The 19,728-nt window shown below is 69.2% G+C and carries 10 protein-coding genes and 1 pseudogene; 8 read left to right on the top strand and 3 right to left on the bottom strand.

Features of this window, described 5'->3' with window-relative positions; genetic code table 11:
- Positions 1–513: 513 nt before the first annotated feature.
- The 5 genes and pseudogenes from AB0947_RS40310 (at position 514) to AB0947_RS40290 (ending at position 9,276) form a co-directional block, all read left to right on the top strand.
- Entirely contained in the window at positions 514–3,087 is a 2,574-nt protein-coding gene (locus tag AB0947_RS40310) for a Helicase associated domain protein (RefSeq protein WP_366755356.1), read from the top strand.
- Positions 3,088–3,123: 36 nt separating this feature from the next.
- A complete protein-coding gene (locus AB0947_RS40305) occupies positions 3,124–3,564 on the top strand; it encodes a GNAT family N-acetyltransferase (protein ID WP_366755355.1) in 441 nt (146 codons plus the stop codon).
- A gap of 2,928 nt (positions 3,565–6,492) precedes the next feature.
- Positions 6,493–6,663, top strand: a pseudogene (locus tag AB0947_RS40300) (DDE endonuclease); the annotation flags it as partial.
- Between the two features lie 129 nt (positions 6,664–6,792).
- Positions 6,793–8,340: an NACHT domain-containing protein gene (locus AB0947_RS40295; RefSeq protein ID WP_366755354.1), complete on the top strand. Its 1,548-nt coding sequence runs from the start codon at positions 6,793–6,795 to the stop codon at positions 8,338–8,340.
- A gap of 123 nt (positions 8,341–8,463) precedes the next feature.
- Complete coding sequence (locus AB0947_RS40290) at positions 8,464–9,276, top strand: TIGR02391 family protein (protein WP_366755353.1); 813 nt, start codon at positions 8,464–8,466, stop codon at positions 9,274–9,276.
- A 410-nt stretch (positions 9,277–9,686) separates the two neighbouring features.
- Here AB0947_RS40290 and AB0947_RS40285 read toward each other — a convergent pair whose 3' ends face one another.
- Positions 9,687–10,250 carry a hypothetical protein gene (locus AB0947_RS40285; RefSeq protein WP_366755352.1) on the bottom strand — a complete coding sequence of 188 codons (564 nt, stop codon included), beginning with the start codon at positions 10,248–10,250 and terminating at the stop codon, positions 9,687–9,689.
- Here AB0947_RS40285 and AB0947_RS40280 point away from each other — a divergent pair.
- The 3 genes from AB0947_RS40280 to AB0947_RS40270 all read left to right on the top strand — a co-directional run bounded on the left by AB0947_RS40280 (position 10,236) and on the right by AB0947_RS40270 (position 11,784).
- Positions 10,236–10,460 carry a hypothetical protein gene (locus tag AB0947_RS40280; RefSeq protein ID WP_366755351.1) on the top strand — a complete coding sequence of 75 codons (225 nt, stop codon included), beginning with the start codon at positions 10,236–10,238 and terminating at the stop codon, positions 10,458–10,460. The genes AB0947_RS40285 and AB0947_RS40280 overlap by 15 nt on opposite strands.
- Before the next feature lie 54 nt (positions 10,461–10,514).
- Positions 10,515–11,383 (top strand): IS5 family transposase gene (locus tag AB0947_RS40275; protein ID WP_366755350.1). Its coding sequence is split into 2 segments (ribosomal slippage): positions 10,515–11,244 and positions 11,244–11,383, totalling 870 coding nucleotides; the frame shifts between segments, so codons are not numbered across the junction.
- 74 nt (positions 11,384–11,457) lie between these two features.
- A complete protein-coding gene (locus AB0947_RS40270; protein ID WP_366755349.1) occupies positions 11,458–11,784 on the top strand; it encodes a hypothetical protein in 327 nt (108 codons plus the stop codon).
- A gap of 492 nt (positions 11,785–12,276) precedes the next feature.
- Here AB0947_RS40270 and AB0947_RS40265 read toward each other — a convergent pair whose 3' ends face one another.
- On the bottom strand, positions 12,277–12,762 hold the full coding sequence (locus AB0947_RS40265) for a hypothetical protein (RefSeq protein WP_366755348.1): 486 nt from the start codon (positions 12,760–12,762) through the stop codon (positions 12,277–12,279).
- 9 nt (positions 12,763–12,771) lie between these two features.
- Positions 12,772–19,641, bottom strand: a complete 6,870-nt coding sequence (locus AB0947_RS40260; protein ID WP_366755347.1) for a polymorphic toxin-type HINT domain-containing protein — start codon at positions 19,639–19,641, stop codon at positions 12,772–12,774.
- Positions 19,642–19,728: the final 87 nt, after the last annotated feature.

Below are 19,728 nucleotides of genomic sequence, written 5' to 3'. Positions count from 1 at the left end.
CCGCGCCGCCGCTCCGGGGCGGATGCCGCGCACGCGCGTAATTTGGCCGGCAACTCCGTTCCGGGCCTCGACCGCTGACGCGGTCGAGGGGAATCCGGCTCCGCCGGATTCCCGCCCGGCGCCGGGCCGCTCCGCGCCCCGCCCCCGGGCGGACGGCGTGCGCTCCGCGCCCGCCTGAAGCGGCGGCAGCAACGAGGGGGGTCATGCCGGTTGCTCCCCTCTCGACTGACGAAGCGTCACCGCTCCCCAACTCGGGGCCCAACAGGCAGGAGACTAAAACCCCTACACCCCCTACACCCCGCACGACAGCAGAACCAGCCAATCTGACGAACCTTCCCAACCATCATGCGTCATGACGCACCCCTGAGATAGAGTCTGGGCTTAGTACGCACCCCCTACCCTGGCCCCTCCCCTCACCACATGCGGAGGAAATACCGGCCCGTCAATTCCACTACCACCAACGAAAAATCCACTCGTCACCTCTTCACAGCCGAACAGAAAGCGGGTCTCTGAATGCGTCACATGGAATTGCGGCCGCATCAGGCGGAAGCCGTAGACGCCGTGGTGAAGCACCTTCAGGACCCGCCCGGGCAACGCATTCCCCCAGAGGGGCTGCGGACCCAGGTAATCGCCGCTACCGGATCGGGCAAGACGTTGATTGCCGTGGAATCGGCGCGGCGGCTTTCCGCGCGGCGTGTGCTGGTCCTGGTGCCGACGCGGGACCTGCTGACGCAGATGGCTGGTGCCTGGCGCCGGGGCGGCCGGCGGGGCGCGATGGTCGGGGTGTGCGACCTGGGGCCCGAGGAGAGCGACGGCATCCCGTGCACCACCGACCCGGATGAGCTCCTGTCGTGGGTGCGGGATCTGGACGTCGTCACGGTGTTCGCGACCTACGCGGCGGTGGGTCTGGGCAAGCTCCAGCGGGCGCACGAGGCGGGCGTGCCGGTGTGGGACCTCATGATCATTGACGAGGCCCACAGAACAAGTGGTGACGGCATGAAGCCGTGGGCGGCGGTGCATCATCAGGCGCGGATTCCTGCGGTGCGGCGGCTCTACATGACCGCCACGCCCCGTGTGTGGGAGGCCGAGGGGGAGCAGCCGCGGTTGGTGGCATCGATGGACCGGGACTCGCCGGTGTTCGGGCCGGTGGCGTACGAGCTGAAGCTGTCGGAGGCGATCGGGCGGGGCATCGTGGCACCGTATCAGGTGGTGTGCCTGGATATCCGGGACCCCGACCTGTACGCCGCGCTCGCCGAGGAGACGGGAGGCTCGGATCGGGTGCGCGGGGCGCGGCTCGCAGCGCTCCAGACCGGGCTGCTGACGGCTGCCGCGCGGGAGCGGCTGCGCAGGATCCTGACCTTCCACAGCCGGGTGTCGGAGGCGGAGGCCATGGCCCGGGGCGTTCCCTTGGTGGCGGCCCGGCTCGCCGAGGAGGACCCGGAGACCTTCCCGCCGGCGGAGCGGGTCTGGGCGGACTGGCTGCACGGGGACCACGCCCCGGGGTATCGGCGTGAGGTGTTGAATGAGTTCGCTTCTGATTTCATCGGTGGTGCCCGGTCGGATATTCCTGCGGCGGTGCGTGTTCTCAGCTCTGTGAAAGTGCTGGGGGAAGGCGTGGATACGGCGCGGTGTGATGCGGTCGCTTTCTGCGATGCGCGGGGGTCCATGGTCGACATCGTGCAGATGGTCGGGCGTGCCCTGCGCTTGAGTCCGGGAGAGGGGAAATTGGCGTCTCTTGTGGTGCCGGTATTCCTCGGTCCGGGTGAGGATGTCGATGACCTTTTGACGTCGGATGCGTACGGGGCCCTCGCGAAGGTGCTCGGGGCGCTCCGGGCGCATGACGCGGACACGATCGAGGCGCTGGCTGATCCACGGCAGCGCAGCGGACGCCGGACCGGCGACGAAGACGCCCAAGTGTCTCTGTTTGATGTGGTGTTGGGCGGCTGGGGCGACGAGGAGCAGGACCGGGGCGCCGAGGACCAGGACGAGGACAGTCACGATGAGGACGGGGAGGGTGAGGGCGCTGGGGATGACCTGTGGGTGAGCCAGGCAGCGGCGGGTCTGCTCCGCTTCAGCAGTCCGCGCGATCCCGCGTTGGTGGCGCAGTTCGTGCGCCTGCGGGTGATCGATCCGGAGAAGGCGTACTGGCGGCGTGGGATCGCGGCGGCCACCCGGTGGCGGCGGGAGAACGGCGGCGGGCAGCTGCGGGTGCCGTACGACTACGTGATGCCAGAGGACGAGTCGGCCGGCGCAGCCGCCGGGTTTCCGCTGGGGCGGTGGGTGGCCGATCAACGCCGCTACTACAACGCGGGGACTCTGGAAGCCTCCCGCGTCAAGCAGCTCGAAGTGCTGGGCATGGTGTGGTCCCACTACGACGCCGCCTGGGAGGAAGGTCTCACGGTCGCGCGGTCGTGGGCCGCCGCGCACTCGCACTTCCTGCCCCCGGTCCAGGCGGTAGGGGATGGCGGTTACCCCATCGGGGTGTGGGCCAAGAACAGGCGTGCGGAGGCCCGTAGGGCGCTGGAGAACGCCGAGCGGCGCGCCGCCGGGGAAACCGTGCCCGTGGGCGCTGGAGAGCTGCCGGAGAGCCGTCTGGCAGCGTTGGAGGTCATCGACCCGGGATGGTGCCCGCTCGGGTGGAGCGTGGCGTGGCAGCGCTGCTTCACCCTCACCCGCACCCACGTCCAGGCCGGAGGCGCGCTGCCGGAGACGGCCGGTGGACTCGTTGTGCAGGGCGAGGATCTCGGGGCATGGGTCGCCGCGCAGCGGCAGGGATGGGACAAGCTGTCCCCCGCGCAGCAGTGGCTCCTCGGGAGCACGCTCGGGCTGGAGCCCGCCGGCCCCGGGGCGCGGCCGGCCCAGCTCACCGCAGAGGGCAAGTGGGCGCTCAACCTGCGCGCGGCCCGGCAGTTCCACGCCCGCGAGGGACACCTACGACCCGCCAGGAAGCACATCGAACGCGTGGACGTCGACGGCGTGGAGGTCGATATCAAGCTGGGGACGTGGCTGGACAACACTCGGCGGCGGGCCGACAAGCTCACCCCCGAACGACACGCTGAACTGGACCAACTCGGCATGCGCTGGTAACCCCGACCGGACGTGGAATCGAGAAGGGGGTTACAGGTGGTTGACCGGGTACGTCTGGTCCGGGTCAGCGCAGACGCGCCGCGTCTGGTCTGGGAGTTGCACACGCAGACCGAGCGTGTCGCTTACCTCGACGCCCTGGACGGCGACCTGCTGTGGGTGAGCCACATCGGAGTCGATCCGCGCTACCGGCGCCTTGGGCACGCCACCCGGCTGCTGCACGCCGTGCTGGCGCACGCTCCAGCCACACCCGTTGGGCTGGCGGCAGCACCCTTTCCCTCCTGGCGCCAGCCAGGGCTGCTCCACGACGACCTGCGCACTTGGTACACACGCCACGGCTTTCACCCCGAGCCCAGCTCGCAGGATCCCTACCGCATGATCCGACCCGCCATGCCGCCTGAGGCGGCGCGCGACGGTTGCGGCTGCGGCGAGAGAGAAAAGATCGAACTTCGGGCCGGGGAGCGAGGGCGGCGGGCGTGAGCCGCCGGGCATAGCGGTGCGCGCCGACCGACGCGCGGCGCGGACGGGATAGCGGTCCGGCCGGCAGCCGGGACGCGGCCCGGCAGGCCTCGGACACGGACGGCCAACGGCACGCGGACGGACAGCGGCACGCGGACGGGCAGCGGCACGCGGGCTGGACAGCGGCAGGCAGCGGCACCCAGGGAGGCGGGGGCGGACGGTGGAGGGGCCGGACCGTACGCGGCACGGCCTCCCGGCACAACACCGCACGCCCCGCCAGGCCCAGCGCGGGCGGGACCCGCGCGGACGGGACAGCGGCACACGGCCCGGCCGGCGAGCGCAGACACGGGCACAGCGGCCGCACGGCGGGGGCCGGGGGGGCAACCGGGGGCGGGGGGCCGGGGGGGCAACCGGGCGACGGCCGACGGGGCCGGTCAACGACCCAGCAACGGAGCAAGCATTGAGGGAGCGGCGCGTCCTGTGGTGTCCGCGCTCAGGTGCCCCCTCGTCGCGGCCCCGCCGGGCAAACCCGCACAGCCGGCGCGTACCAGCGCCTGGCGGCGAGCGCTCCTCATCGGGTCCAAAGCCGTCACCGAGCGCAGAGGAACGGCGCCCGGCGCCGGGCCGTAGCCGGTGTCTTCCGCGGCGGCGGGCGCGCGCGGGGACCGCGGATGAGGCCACCGCCCGCCCGGGCCTGTGGAACTCGCGCGGCCGCACGGCCGGCTGCGGCGGCGAAGGGGCGGCCCACCTCCCAGTCCCTCGCGCGACCAGACGGCCCCAGGGGCATACCCGTCTCGGCAAGCACCCTGCACCGCCCCCCTGAACGGACGTCTTCCCACCCAGTACACCGCCCCCGCAAGCGCCCGGAACGCGGGTACCAGTGAGGAGAAGGCCGGGCGGGCGCGGGCGCCGAGGCCGCCGTACGCCCCAAGCCAGTGTGGAAAGCCGGCAGGGGTACGTACCCGGGCGCGGGGGATCGCCACCAGGGCGGGACCGCGCGGAGTGGTGCAGCGGCGCGGCCCGCGCAGCCTGAGCGTGGTCGGGCGGGGGCCGCCAAGAAGGTTCAGGCGGCTGCCGGCGGCCGCGGGCCTGCGGCTGCTGGCCGCCCCACCCGAGCACCCCGGCACCAGGCCACGGGCCAGACCCAGCTTGCCGGAGACAGCCGGGCGGCCCGGTGGACGGCCGGGCCGGGACGGTGCACGGGGCGCACAACGAGCAGCCACATGGGCGCGGGCGGCCCGACCGCAAGGCCCATCCCGGCGGGACGGCGTGCGCGGGCCGGCACAACGCGGCAGCGACACTGCGGCCCGGGCGCGGCCAGGTGCAGGGCACGGGCGGGGGCGGCGGCCGGGCGCGGGGCGCGGGCGGGCCTGGCGCGAGCGCGACGTTGCCGCGACAGGACGGCCGGCACGGGAAGTACGGCTACGGGCGCGGGAACTACGGCGACGGGCGCGAACGCGGCCGGGCCGGGCAACGGGCGGCCTGCGGACACGGCACCGCACGGCCACCGGGCGCAGCGGGCGCGGGGTCAGGCACGCGCGAGCCCCAGCGCGCGGCAGGCGGCCCAGCGCGCGGCAAGCGGCCCGGCGCGCGGCCGGGAGGCCGGTGCGGGCACGACGCAGCCCGGCAGTCCGGTCCCATGCGCGGAGGACCAGACGGCGGGCGGCAGTGGCCGCCGGACCTGCCGAAGGCGACCGCAAGGAAATGGCACGGTGGCGCAGCGGCACGGCGCGGGCGCAGCAACGACCCGGGCGGGGGGCCGGGGCCGCGGCGGGCGGACGCGCGGCGGGCGGGACGGCGGCCGGGGCGGGGCGGGCGGGGCACGGCCACAGGATGCGGGACGGCCGATCGGCCTGGCCTCCGCAGGTCGGCGCAAGCCTCCGGACGGTCAGCGACCAGCGCGGCGCGGTGGCCGGCAAAAATAGGAGGGACGGGCCAAGACGAAAGCACGGCACCGGCGGCCGGGCGGACGGTGGCGACAGGACCCGGCAGGCACCCGAGCCGGCAGCCGATGGTCCGACGGCTCACGGCCGACAGCCGACGACGGGCGACGCGGGCCGCGGCGGCCAGTAGCGGCCGGTGGCCGACGGCGCAGCCGGTGGCGGCCGGACTGCCGAGGGCGACCGGGAAGACGCGGGACGGCGGCGCGGCGCGGCTCGGGCGCAGCGGCGACCCGGGCGGCCGGACAGGCGGCGGGCGGGACAGCGCACGCAGGCCCAAGGCCGGCGGGACGAGACGCCGCAGGCCGGCACAGCGCGGCGGCCCGTCCACGAGCGGACGGGGAACACGGCACACCTGAACGCGCGGGAACGCACGAACACGGCGGGACGAGAGCGGGCCCGCCAGGCGACCGGGGAGCGGCGCGGAGGCACGGAGAATACGGCGACGGCGTGGACAGCGGGGCGGCGCGGCGGCGTGCGCAGCATGCGGGGCGGGCCGCAGGACGGGGGACGGCCGGCGGCCCGGCCTCCGCAACGGCGGACAGGCGAGGAGCAGCACACGGGACGGACGGCGGCGGCCCGGCGCCGCACGGCCGGAACGGCCGGACACGGCCGAGCCGCCAGGACGCCGCACAGCTCGACGGCAACCCTCCGAACGGCCAGAGACCGGCGCGGCCGCGGTGGGCGAGACGACCGAGCCACCGACGGACGGCCGGTACGGGCGGGGCGCGGACGGCCAGGGCGCGCGGCCGGGGCCACGGCGGCCGGACGGCGGGAGGTCACCATTTGGGCACGGCGCCGCGCGGCCACAGCACGGCAGGAGTGCGGCAGGGGTCCGGGCAGGGGCGGCGCGGAGGCACAGGAGTACGGCGGCAGGCCCGGGCCCAGGACGACCAGGCCCAAGACGGCCGGGCCCAGGACGACCAGCGGGCGGGGGCGGGGCGGGCGGCGCGCGGCCACGGGCACTGACTGCTCAGCTTCGTGGGCAATTCCGCTCGCACCGCGGCGAGTTGAGGGGTGCCGGTCCGTCCTGCGACGCACCACCGTGGCCAACCGCGCCTTCGCCGACCCCGATGACCTGATCACCGCCGTCCGACGCGGCCTCCGCCAGCTCCAATACCGCCCCGATGTCCTCGACGGCTGCCTCACCGGCACCGGCCTCCGACGCCAGCCACCATGACGACACCACGCATGCAAGGTCAGTAACCTGGTTTCGGTACGGCGCCGGTATGCCATGGCGTGTCACAGTCCGGAACCGAAGGTGGCGATCGTCTGCCCGCTACTCAGCGGACTGGCGACGATACGTCGCATGAGACGATCACGGACCCGTCGGCCAGCCGCCATCTATGCGGTCCTGCAGGCCGTGACCGTGGTGTTGGCGCTGTGGCTGACCAAGCACTTCCAGGTGGCGCGGCTGGGTGCCACGCTCGTCGCCCTGGCCCCCACTGTGCCGGGCGCCTACCTCACCTGGGCCGCCTACCGCGACGACCGCCGCGAGGCCGCAGCGGACACCGACGCAAAGGTGAAAACGCTGGCCGCCGTCGTGGCCGCGGCCGAGACCCGGCAGCGCGCCCAGCTGATCGGTCCCGGTGCCCATCGCATCGACATAACCTTCCACCAGCGCACCGAGCCCGCCAACAACGCGACCGGCGCCGCAGCCCACGGCCGGCTCACCGACATCGTGTCCTACTACCAGAACCTGCGCCCCGCCCGCCTGGCCATCACTGGTGAACCGGGCGCCGGCAAGACCCTGCTCGCCCTGGATCTCATCCTCGGACTGCTGACCCACCCCGGCCGCGCCGACACCGACCCCGTCCCGGTCCGCTTCTCCCTGGCCGACTGGGACCCCGACCGCCCTCTGCAGGAATGGCTCGCCCACCAGGTCCACCAGCAGTTCCGGGACCATGGCATCACCCTCGCCGACGCAACCACGCTGGTGGACGGATACCACGTCCTGCCGGTCCTGGACGGCCTGGACGAGATGGACACCGACGCTACTCCGGCCGGCCGCCGCCGCGCCGCGCGCGCCCTGGAGGAACTCAACGCCTACCAGGACCCCACCGGTAGCGCCCCGGTCGTCCTCACCTGCCGCACCACCCAGTACGAGGCCCTAGCAGGCCTGGACCTGCGGATGCGTGAGGCTGCCCGCATCCAGCTCGACGACGTCAGCCCCGGCCAGGCCGCCGCCTATCTCACCGCTCGCAGCACCAACCCCGACCGCTGGAGGTCGGTCATCGACACGTTCACGGCCGCGCCCGGCGGCACACTGGCGCGCTCCCTTGCCACCCCCTGGCGCCTCAACCTGGCTGCCACCGCCTACGAAGAACGCCACCCCGACACCCTGGCCTACCTCCGCGAACCGGACCACCTCCTCACCCTGGCCTCCCCCGCTGCGGTCCGCGACCACCTCCTCGCCCGCTACCTGCCCGCAGCCGCCCACCAGCACCCCACCCGCCCCAACCGCTACCACCCCGACCAGACCCACCACTGGCTCGCCGCGCTCGCCGCCCACCTCGCCACCACCGCAAGCAGCACCGACATCATGACAGCGCCACTGCAGCCCGGGCGCGGCCGGGTGCGGCGGCACGGCCGACGCGGCGGGCGCGCGCCCAGGGTGGGCTCGGAGCGCGAGGGGCCGGACGGCGCGGCACGGAGCCCCACCCGACGGCGGCGGACGGACGACGCAGGGCGAGCGTCCTCACCTCCACAGGTCCCGCCGTGCCGTCGTAAGCGGCGCAGAGCGTCGGGGAGCGGGGTGATGCCAACGCCGGGGGCGTGGGGACCGGAACGCCACCGCACCGGCCGGCTTCATGGAGACGTGGATACGCACCCTTCGCGAGCAGTCTCGGACGGGTAAGAGTTGAGCCGGGCACGGGATCCAGTGCCGGGTGGGAAAGGCCGGTCGTTAAAGTGGGCCGTCACTCTGCCCGCGCCCGTGGCATTCTGGTCGGTTGGCCATGGAATGAGGGATGGGGGGGACATGGCATCGCGTATGTACGAGCCGTGGCCTGTGCCGGTCGTTACGGCGGTGGCCGGTGTGCTCGGCGACACCGCGCAGGGGCTGACTGGCCGGGAGATCGGGCAGCTACTGGCGGCCGTGAGGGTGCCGGAGGTGGAGGCCGGCAACAAGCGGGACCGGCTGGCCGGGGCTCTGCTGACTCAGCAGGAACGCCAGCAAGCTTCGAACTGCGTGATCGCGTTCATCACCGCGGCGATGGCCCCGGTGCGCTACGCCCAGCAACCACACGTGTTCTCGCGTCGACAGGACGACCTCAATGAGGTTCTCGTCCATGTCGGCCTGCGGGTCAACGACGAGGGCAAACTGGCCAAGGGGCCTGCGGCGGCCACGCTGAGTGAGGCGACGCGGCACGCCAATTCGCTGCGGACCGAACTGCGCCGCCGCTCCACGCATCCGGACGTGCTGCGCTACTGCACGCTGGAGATCCTGGCAAAGAACCCCTTCCACGCCAGCCTGGAGGCGGTCAAGTCGGTAGCCCACCGGCTGCGGCAGCTCACCGGCGAGGATCTGGACGGGGCGCGGCTGGTCGACGCGGTTCTCATGCCCGGCCAGGGCACGGCCCGGGTGGCCGTCAACGCGAACGCCACCGGTCCCGAGCTGGATGAGCAAAAGGGGCTGGCGAGCCTGGTCAAGGGCTTGTTCAGCATGTATCGCAACCCGGCCGCGCACGAGCCGCGGCTTCACCGCACCGTCACCGACGAGGAGTTGCTGGAACTGCTGACCACACTGTCGATGGTGCACCGGCGGCTCGATGGCGCGCGGGTGACGCGTTGAAGTTCAGTCGTGGTGCCAGCAGGTCACTGCCAGGCCGGCCAGGAGGGCGCCGATGTGGCGGGCGGCTCCGGTGACAAGTGCCGTGCAGACGGGGCGCCGGCGGCGTCCCCCTGGTGATCCGCTACGACGCAAGAGGGCTACGCGGGAGGAGCGGTCAGTGGCCGACTCCCCTGCCGTGGCTAAGGCGCCGGTCGACGGGCGCGAAGAGGCGGCCGGCACGGAGTTCCCCGCTGGCAACCCGGGGCGGGATGGAGTGCCGTAAGCCACGATCTTCCTTGGCCGGCCGAGGAGCTGTCTCCACGCCGACGCGCACAGCTGTTGTGGCCCTGGGCGCATCAGGGGGCCGCGTTCGCTTGCCAAGACGGCGGCATCTCACCCGCCACTGACAGTCACATGGCTGCAGGCCGACGTCACGATGCAAGCCCCGGTCGCTCCGGCATCCGGCTCCGGTAGGCGTGAGCCTCAGCGCACAACTGACGTAGATAGTCCAGCAGCGCCGTGGGATCGGGGTTCACCAGCGTGATCCGGGCTAGCGTGGTCACGACTGTCGCGTCATCCAGGGACGTCACCCATTCCTTGATCGTTTCTCTGTCGGCCCCTACTGGTGGCATGGCGAGGATCTCGGGAAGATCACGGCGCGCGATTGTGGCCTGCATGCTCAGGACACCTCGCTCTGCTGCAGGCGTGGTGCCTGCCGACTGAAGGGCTTGCCGGAGGTCGGGGTGTCCGATCGTGATATCCAGCTGAGGCGGGATCGCGGCGTTCTCGCGGGATCCGGTGATGAGGATCGGGATGGCCGTGGTCCGAACCCACTCTTCGAGGTAGCCCAGTTCCTTCAGCGCGATGTGCCAGATCCCGGTGTGCGGGCGCTGCAGGCAGACGGTGGGGATGATCGCGAGCGTGATGCTGGTATCGCGCGGGACGCTGGCCAGAATGTCTCCGGGCTGCAGAGGGAGGCCGTGGCCGGGCTGCAAATTGTCGCCCAGAGGAAGAGCGACGGTGACATCGGGGTGCTGGTGGTCGGGATAGACGGCGCCGAGGCGGGTCGCGGCGACGGCCGGGGTGCGGTGCTTGGCCAGGTTGGTGTGCTCGGCCAGGAGCCGGAGTGGATGGTCTTCGACGTCACGGCGCTGGAAGGGCTGCAGTGCTCGGATGCGCTGGGCGAGCTCGGAACCGGCGGCTAGGCCGTGTTTTAGAAGCGGGCTTCATCCCTCGTCTCAGGCCGTGATGATCTCGGCGTGGGGCGAGGGGATCTTTCTGACGAGCAATGGGCGGTGCTGAAGCCGTTGTTGCCGGTGGCGGTGTCGGGCAGGCCAGCAGTGCGTCGACGGGAGTTGATCGACGGGATCCGCTGGCGGGTGCGGACCGGTGCTCCGTGGCGGGATCTTCCGGCGGAGTACGGGCCGTGGCAGACGGTCTACGGGCTCTTTCGCCGCTGGCAGCGGGACGGTACCTGGGCCGAGGTACTGACCAGGCTGCAGGCGCGGGCGGACGCGGCCGGTCTGATCACGTGGGAAGTGAACGTCGACTCCACCATCTGCCGGGCTCATCAGCACGCCGCAGGCGCCCGCCGTGACGGGCAGGCTCAGAAGGAGCCGCCGGGCGGTGTCCGCGTCGAGCCCGACGACCATGGGCTGGGCCGGTCCCGTGGAGGGTTCACCACCAAGATTCATCTGGCCTGCGAGCAAGGTCAGCGTCCGCTGTCTTTGCTGGTCACCGCCGGGCAGCGCGGCGACAGCCCGCAGTTCACAGCCGTTCTTGAAGGCATCCGGGTGCCCCGCGTCGGGTCGGGCCGTGCCCGGGTCCGTCCGCTGCGGGTGCGGGGCGACAAAGCGTATTCGTCCCGGGCCAATCGCTCCTACCTTCGCAGGCGGGGAATCCGGTGCACGATCCCGGAGCCGGCCGACCAGGCGAGGAACCGCAAGCGCCGTGGTTCGGCCGGCGGGCGGCCCCCGGCCTTCGACCGGGGGACTACAAGGCCCGGCACGCGGTCGAGTGCGGGATCAACCGGCTCAAGCGCAACCGGGCGGTGGCCACCCGTTTCGACAAACTCGCGGACCGCTTCGAGGCCACTGTCCTGATCGCCACGATCGGCGAATGGCTGTGACCCGCCGGAGCTGTCGCTCCCGCATGCCATGCTGACCGCGACCAGGTCGAGCGGGGTGAGAGGAGACACCACAGATGGGGGCTCGGTACTACGGCGTCGACAGCGAGAACGGCGACCGCATCGACGACCCGTCCGAGGACGCACTGTTCACGATGATCAGCGACCTCAACAGCTCCGACAACACCTTCGTGGTTGTCCAGCCTGACGAGGACGACCCCGTCTGGTTCGCCTCCGTGGCTGTGCTGGACGAAGGCGGTTACGAGGTCGTCCGCCGCGACGCCACCCGAAACGAACACGAGGTCATCACCTCGACCAGCATCAGCGACATCGCCCGCGACCTCACCATCTGGATGGCCGCCCGCCACTTCCCCGGACGAACCAGGCAGATCAACGACTTCTAAATCACGGCCTAGCGGGGCGAGTTGGCGCCGTCGCCCGTGCGCGAGCCAGGCGTCGAAGCGGGCCGACTCGGTGCACGCCGGCATCTCGATGCATCGCGCCTCCTGGTCAGTCAGCGGGCGCTTAAGACGGTGCTCGAATTCGGCATACAGGGTGTGCTCCAGGGCGGCGCGGAGCTGAGTGAGGGCATCCGCGACCAGGCGGGACAGGTGCCCTTGCGGCCGTCATGCCGCCCTCCCGCCTGTACCGGGTGCTGGACAAGCACGGCCGCCCGCTTCGACTGCGTCGGCCGGGGGCAGCGGAACGTCGTCGCCGTACCGCAGGCCCACCAGCCGTCAGCCCTGACGGCGCACCGCATCGGTGGGATCGTCCGTGCTGACGGCCACCACCTCGTAGGCGTCGGCGGGTTCGCCCGCGAGGGCGGTGCGGGGAACGCCTTCCGCCCGCAGCACCGTCCCAGACGCCCAGTCAAATCACGCGTTCGCGCAACGCCCTTATGTGGCGTCATCAGTCGCCGCGATCAGACGCACCAATGCTCCACTTTTTGAGATTTCGATCGCGACTGAACCACACCGAACGTTCGATTCAGGACTCTCAGTCGAGAAACCAAGAACGAATCTTTCCGGTGATCTCGAGTAAGTCATCTCGCTTTCCGATCTAACCACTCGCCTTTCGGTGGCCACCTGATTCATATCCCAGGCAGTCACATCCAAGACTGGAACAAGCGAGTCGAAGACCTCCCCCGGAGCCTGCAGTTCTGCACATTCCACCTCAAGCGGAAGATCGATGATAGTCAGACTCAAAAAAGCGCCTGACTCAGGATGCACTTTCAGCTCCAAGTAACCACCAGAGGTGCCCGTAATCAGCAGGTAGAGCGGTTGCACATCTCTGCCGACGTGCCAGGACACTTTCAGCGGCACCCACGGATCAACCTCCACGGTGGATCCGTCGCAAGGGGCTAGTCCCTCGATCTTCAACATTCCGATTCTCTATCCCGTGTAGAGCCCGTGCACAAGCGCCGGCAATGGATCAGTTGGCCGCTGACTGAACTTGAGTTCCCATCCACCCACATTCACCATGCGCCCCAAAGGAACGCCATCACGCGTGGCCTCCGTAACCGCTGCTTGCAGACTGCGCAACTGAGTCTGTGTCGCCAAGCCGATTTGTTCCCGACTAGCCAGGTCCCTGGAGGCGCGCCCTTGAAGGTATTCAGCAATATGCTCGGTTACATTTCCATGCACCCACACCTTAGAGTTTCCTGCCTGCATCTCGAACGACCGGGGAAGATCACTTCCTGGGTAGTTCGGCTGGGTACCTCTGATGTCATCCCAGACAGTGCCAGTGGGGCACCCTCCTGAATTGTGAACGAGGACCGGGGTCCGCCCCGCCAGCACATAGTACGTGTGCAGGCTCTCGACCGTGAGGTTGTAGGTACGAGCGCGCTGGGTGTAGGGGCGGTTGGCGGTGATGATCACCGTGTCGCCCTTGTCGGTGCGCAGGGTCATGCCGGGCTTGAGGCTTCCGGCCTGGACCCAGTCGTGTTGGGACGGGGACCAGAAGGGGTGTTCGTAGGTGGCGGTGAGCTTGTCGATGCCGTCCTTGGTGGCTATGGACAGTTCGTTGAAGTGTTTGTCCCCGTCGGTGATGATGAGTCGGGTTACTTTTTTCGCGGCCGATTTGCCGGTTTTGGGGTCGGTGGCCAATACCTTGTCACCGATCTTGACGTCTTCGATGTCCTTCGTCTTGCCGTCAGACATGAGTACATCGGTGCCGGCGAGGAAGCATTTGGTGCAGGCGGAGACGATGGCTCCAGTGACTTTCGCTTCCTTGCCCAGCTTGCCGAGCTCTGCGGCTTTGGCGAGTTTGAAGAATGGTATGTCTGCGGCCAGCCACGCGCAGTCCCATGTCACGTCGTGCGCGCATTGCCCAGCTAGATCGTAGTCGAAGACTAGCGCCTTGAATGTATCTTTTAGCGCTGTTATTCTTCGGTCTTCCCCTTCGGCGAGGACCCCCGGATATTCTCCTCCCCCTTTGCTGGTTGTTTTCCATGTGACTTTACTGTCACCGTCTACGACCGTGTATGTGATGACCTCCGAGCCGTCACCTCGAGGATTTCCTATGTGGCCCGTCCGCGAGTGCGGCGTCCACTTTCCCTCGTCGTCCTGGGTGAATTTCTCCGTCGTCTCGCCGCAATGGCCCTCCTTGCCGCACAGGCTTTCCGGTTTCAGGCCGTTGGGGTCACTCATGGTGACGGGGTTGTTGTTGGCGTAGGCGTAGGCGTTGAGCTGTTGGGGGTCGCTCGGGTCGATGATGGGGTCGACGGAGAGGAAGCGAGAGGTGGTGGGGTCGTATTCGCGGGCGCCCAGGTGAATGAGGCCGGTGGGGTCTTGGGTGCCGCCGACGAAGCCTTTTTCGCCGGGCCAGTTGGTGGGCTGTGTTCCTCGGTAGCCGCCGAAGGGGGTGGTGCGGCGTTGTTGCATGGTCAGGTCTGCGGCATTGATGGCGATCTCGGAGGTGCCGTGTTGGTCGCCGATCAGGAAGGAGACCTTGTTGTCGTTGGTGCGGATGGCCTGGTTGCCGCTGCCCAGGTCGTAGTAGCGCTGGGCGGTGGGGGTGGTGGAGCCCTTGGGCAGGGTGATCTCGGTGCCGCCGAGGTAGAGGGTGGTGGCGGTGGGGGTGCGGCGGATCAGGCGGTTTCCGTTGGCGTCGTAGACGTAGGAGGTGGTTTTGGTGCCGCCGTTGCCGTCTGGCTGGCTGTGCGTCAGTAGGTGGTCGTCAGCGCTCCAGGTGAGGGTCTGCTTGTCTCCGTTGATGGTGCGGGTGTCGTTGTTGCCGGCTTCGTCGTAGGTGTAGCTGTTGATGGAGGTGCCGTTGGGGCCGGTGGAGGTGACTTGGCTCAGGGCGTGCGGTCTGGTGCTGCCTGCGGTCGGGTAGGCGTAGTCGTGCTTTTCGTCCTTGGTGGTGTCGCCGGTCGGGTTGTGCAGGGTCTGGGTTTTGCGGTTGCCGGTCTTGTCGTAGCCGTAGCTGTACCAGTACGGGGCCGGGCCGCCCAGTGCGCTCGCGCTGGGGGTGGTCGCGCATGCGGGTGTGTTCTGTGCCCATGCTTCGGTCAGGCGGTCGAGGTAGTCGTACTGGAAGCACTGGTTGTCGGTGCCGTCGCGGGAGACGTCGGTGATGGCGTGGATGTTGCCGGCTTCGTCGTAGGTGTAGGTGGCCGACTTGTCCACTCCGGGCACGTCTTGGCGGTCCACTCGTGAGTTGGACAGTCGCTGGGTGCCCCACTCGTAGGAGTTGGTGACGTTGGTGAACTTGGTCCCGTTCTGCAGCGTGTATTGCAGTGGTTTGCCGGTCAGGCTGTAGACGGTGTCTGTTACGTAGTTGACGTCGCCGGAGCCGACCAGGGTCTTGGGCCGTAGTACTTCGTCGTAGGTGGGTGTGATCGTTTCGGCGGTGAGGGCGCCGGCGGCTGGGTAGCCGATGGACTGGACGGTGCCGTTGGCGTTGTAGCGGACGGTGTTGTCGTAGCTGCCGGCCAGGGCGCCGTTGGCGGCGGTGGCCGGGATGGTGATGGTGGTGCGGTTGGGCCGGTACAGCGCGTCGTACATGCTGTAGGTGGTGGTGTACGCGTCGGTGCCGTCGTATCGGGTGGCCGAGGCGAGTTGGCCTTGGTAGCCGGTCGGGTCCCATACGTTCTTCGTCAGCAGTGGGCCAGTGGCACTGCCTTCCCGGGTCTCCGTGACCCGGCCGAGGTTGTCGTAGACGGTGACGATGGTCTTTTTACGCTCGACCTCGGTGGTGGAGGTGACCAGGTTGCGGTCGTCGTACGCGACGGTGGTCTGGCCCTTGTCGGGGTCGTTTGCCTCGATCTGGTTGCCACGCTGGTCGTAGGTGTAGGTCCAGGTGTTGCCGGCCGGGTCGGTGAGTTTGGTCAGTGCACCGTTCGGGTTGGGGCCGGTGATGGGCAGGTAGGAGTAGACGGTCTTGTCCGGGGTCCCGGTGGGCGTGGCGTTGGGGTACTGCCACAGCTCCGTGGGGCGGCCGCGGACGTCGAGCAAAGTGGTGGTGGGGGTGGCGCCCTTGGGTGGGGTGACGGTCACCCGGTCGCCGTCGTAGCTCGTGAGGGTGGTGGCCAGGACGTCAGCCTTGTCGCTGTTGCCGGCGATCTGCTGGGATTCGGTGACGCGGCCCAGGCCGTCGTAGGTGTTCCAGGTCTGGGTCTCGACATTTAGGGCCTGATCCGGGGTGAGGATGTCTGTGCTGGGGGCGTTGCTGTTGTAGTAAGGGGCGAAGGTCTTCGCGGGCAGGCCGCGCTCGTCGTAGAACGTGTCGGAGACGAGCATGCCCCCGTTCGGCCCAGGGGTTTGGACCTGACGCGCGCGCAGGAATCCGTCGAACAACTGGTAGGAGGTCTGCTGCGCTGAGGCGCTCTTGAGGGTTTTGGTGCCGATCGCGACCGGCTTGTCCTCGACCGTGGTGTAGGTGAATTCGTAGTTCGGCAGGTCGTTGTTGGCCTTGGAGCGGTCCGGGAGCCAGATCTTCAGCTTGCGGCCCAGCGCATCGTAGGTGGTGTCGGTGCGCTTGGTGTTGGTGTCGAGGGAGATGATGGGCAGACCGCGCAGCGTGTCGTAGTACGTGGTGACGGACTGCGCGGTTGCGGTGCTGCCGGCGGTGGCCGGGGGGCTGGTCACCTTCATCGAGGTGACCAGGCCTGTGGCCGGCGTGTAGGCGGTGGTGGTGGTGCGGCCGTCGGTGCGCGCCGATCTGACCGGGGCGGTGGTTTCGGTGGCGGTGACGGTGGCGGTGATGTCCGTGGCAGTCAGCTGGCGGCCGTAGGAATCGAAGGTGGCACCGGACTCGAGGTAGGTGGCGGTGGTGCCGTCATGTGACTTCAGCGTCGCGATGCGGGTGACGTCGCCCTTGGTCGGGGCGGTGCCGTAGTCCTGCCCGTCATAGGCGCTGCGGGTGTCGGCGATGACGTCCTTGGACCGATCCGGAGTGGTCTGGCAGGTCCCTAGGGCGGTCTCGACCCGGGAGGGCTTGGTCAGGATCCAGGTGCTGGTGTTGTCCACGTAGGTGGTGCGGGTGCACTGGTTGTCCGCGCTGGTCGCCGTGTCGCCCGCCTCGTGCATGAGCGTGATGCGGCCGGCCTTGGTCTCGTGCGCGTAGGAGGTGTAGGTCTTGCGCCAGCTGCTGCCCGCACCGTCGTCCAGGGAGGTCCAGGTCCAGGTGTTGGTGGTGCCGGTGAGGTTGGCAGTGGTGGTGCCCCAGGAGCGCACCCGTTTGGCCGTCTCGTAGTGCCAGGGGTTGTTGATGGTTTTGGCCAGTACCTTGCCGCCCGGGCCCGAGTACTGCTCTGTTTTGTATTCGAAGCCGGCTGCCGAGTCGTGGTCGGTGATCGTGGTGCCGTCGTCGTTGGTGATCTCGACGGGGGCGGTGGCGCCCTTGTCGCTGTCCATGCCACGCAGGAAGTAGTGGTCGGTCTGCGATTTCATCCCTACCGGGTCCTGCCCGCCGGTCTGCACCCGGACGTGCCCGTAGCCGCGGTAGGTCGACCAGGTTTTGTACTTCTCCTTGGTGAGTCCGTCGTCGTCGTCGAAGTGCCAGGCCGCGCCGTCCAGGTAGGTGTAGCGGGTGACCATGTCGGGGGCGCCGGAGCGGGTGCGGTCGGTCTGCACTGTCGCGTCGACGACGTACTTGTTGAACCACTGCAGCTGCGGATCGGTGGAGCCGGGCTTGGGGGCGTAGACCGGGAAGCAGCGGCTGGTGTTGCCCTGAGGGGTGGGCGGGTTGGCTGGATCGCAGGCGGCGGCCGAGTAGCTTACGTCGATCTGCCCGCCCGCTTCGTCCTGGATCTTGGACAGGCGTTCCTTGATGAACGGTGCGAGATCGTCGCCGGTGATGTCGGGCCGGTTGGGGCGCTGGGTGTAGTCGAAGGTGACCTTCGGCAGGGTGATCGCCGGGGTGGTGGACTTGCCGGTGTGCTGTAGGTAGTCCAGCAGCAGCTGGTAGTCGGTGTCCGACGTGCCCCAGCGGTGGTCCAGTTTCCAGTCATCGACCGGCGCGTATGTGCCGTCGGATTTGCGGACTTGTGTCGTGATGTCGGTCAGCCTCAGCCGGGTCCAGAACGAGGGTGTGCCCGTGGTGCAGTCCGCGCCGGTCTTGCAGTTGAGGTCCCATGGCGTGTCGTACCAGTAGAAGGCCTTGTCGGCGATGGTGGAGGGATCGCAGGTGACACCGGTTTGCGGCAGGCAGCGCTCTTGGGAGGTGAAGTCCACCTTGGCCAGGGGCGGGGAGGCGTACATGGAAGTGGACGGGAGCCCGTATTCGATCCGGTCCAGGGTTCCGCCGCGGGTGTACGGGGTTTCGTCGGTCAGCTTGAGGTTGCGGGCGTAGTTGTTCGTCTCCTTGTCGTAGTAGTAGGTGATGGCGTTGCCGTGCACGTCGATGGCGAGGTCCAGGTTCCATCGCCAGCCCTGCTGGCACCACGAGTCCTCGAAGGTGGCCGCGTGGCACGGCTCGCCCGCATCGTCGCCGTAGACAGGCACGGTCCATGTGGAGTCGGTGGTTTCGTTGCCCGAGGCCCAGCCGGTGAGCTTGTGGTAGCCGAAGTAGTAGCGGCTGCCGTCGGTGGTGGTGACCCGCCAGTACTCGTCGTCGTGAGCGCCGTTGCCACGCGGATTGCTGGTGAGGGTGCCATAGATTCGCTTGACCAGGGTGCCGTCGTCACCCTTGATCTTGAAGGTGTCGGCGGTGCTGGTGGGGATGAGCTCGGCTGCGTGACCGTTGAAGGAGATCGTGGCGTTGTCGTACGCCCAGCACAAGTCGCCCGGCTTCTTGCCGTCGGCGTTGGTGACATCGTCGTCCGTGCACGGCTTGTAGCTGCGTTCGATGTATCCGGACCACAGCTCGAAGCCGTCGCCGGCCCAAGAGGCCTGGTTGTTGGTGTTGGTGGTCCGGCCGTCGACAGAGCCGGAGGAGTACGACAGCCTCACCTTTGGTTCGAACCCGCCCGGCACGCTCGGTGTAGGCATGTCGTAGGACCAGGCGAAGTCACCGGTGTTGAGGTTGGTGTTCCAGGCGGCGGATGGGGACAGTTGGCTGGCGGTGTAGTCGCCTTTGTCGCTGGAGGTGCCGGCGGTGACCGCTAGGACCATCGTCTGGGCGATGCCTTGGCTGGTGGTGTCGGTGGCGAGCAGGTTCACGCCGTCGGCACGGAGCGTGTGGGTTTTGGGATCGTTGTGGGTGGTCAGCGGGTGCGGGGTGGTGCATTCGCGGTCGCTGGGGGTGGTCAGCGCGCAGTGTGGAAGCTGAACGAGGGTGAGTCGGCGCTCGTAGCCGCCGCCGAAGGTCTGGGAGAAGGCGGAGTAGTTGACGTGCACGTCTACCGTGCCGCTGGTGGCTCCGTCTTGCGGGGTGAGGGCGAACAGCGGGCCGTCGAGGCCGGCCTTGGCGGATGCGGCGTGGTCGAGCAGCCGTACTGTGGTCTTGCCGGCGAATCTGGTCTGCTTGCGGTTTTTGCCCGTGGCCACTGGGGGGGTGAGGGTGAGCGGGATTTCGTCCGTGCTGGAGGGGCGGCTCTTGGGGGTCGCCGCGGTGGGCACGGTGAGGGTGGCGGTAGCTGGTTTTGGCCAGGCGTGTTTAGGCGTCTGCTTGGGGGTGCGGGGCTGGCCGTCGCGCTTGCGTGGCTTCATCGTCACGTGGTGTCCGGCTACGGGCTTCTCTGATGCCGGGATCCCTGGCAGGTCGTCGGCTTGCGCGGCGGTGCTGGTCAACGTGCCTTGCAGCAGGGCGCCGACCAGCACGGTGGAGACCACCAGTGCGGTCCGGCTGCGGACCCTGCCCCACCCTTTGGTGACCATCTGCCCTACTCCTCTTTGCATCGCTCGGTGCGAACGGCTCGTGCAGGGCCCAGCCCTCGGTGAGGGCTCAGTCCTGCGAGCCGGAAG

It is taken from the genome of Streptomyces sp. NPDC047841 (genome assembly GCF_040704085.1).
Lineage (GTDB): Bacteria > Actinomycetota > Actinomycetes > Streptomycetales > Streptomycetaceae > Streptomyces > Streptomyces argyrophylli.
The sequence above is the reverse complement of the archived record's forward strand: the minus strand, read 5'-3'. Positions and strand labels throughout refer to the sequence as shown.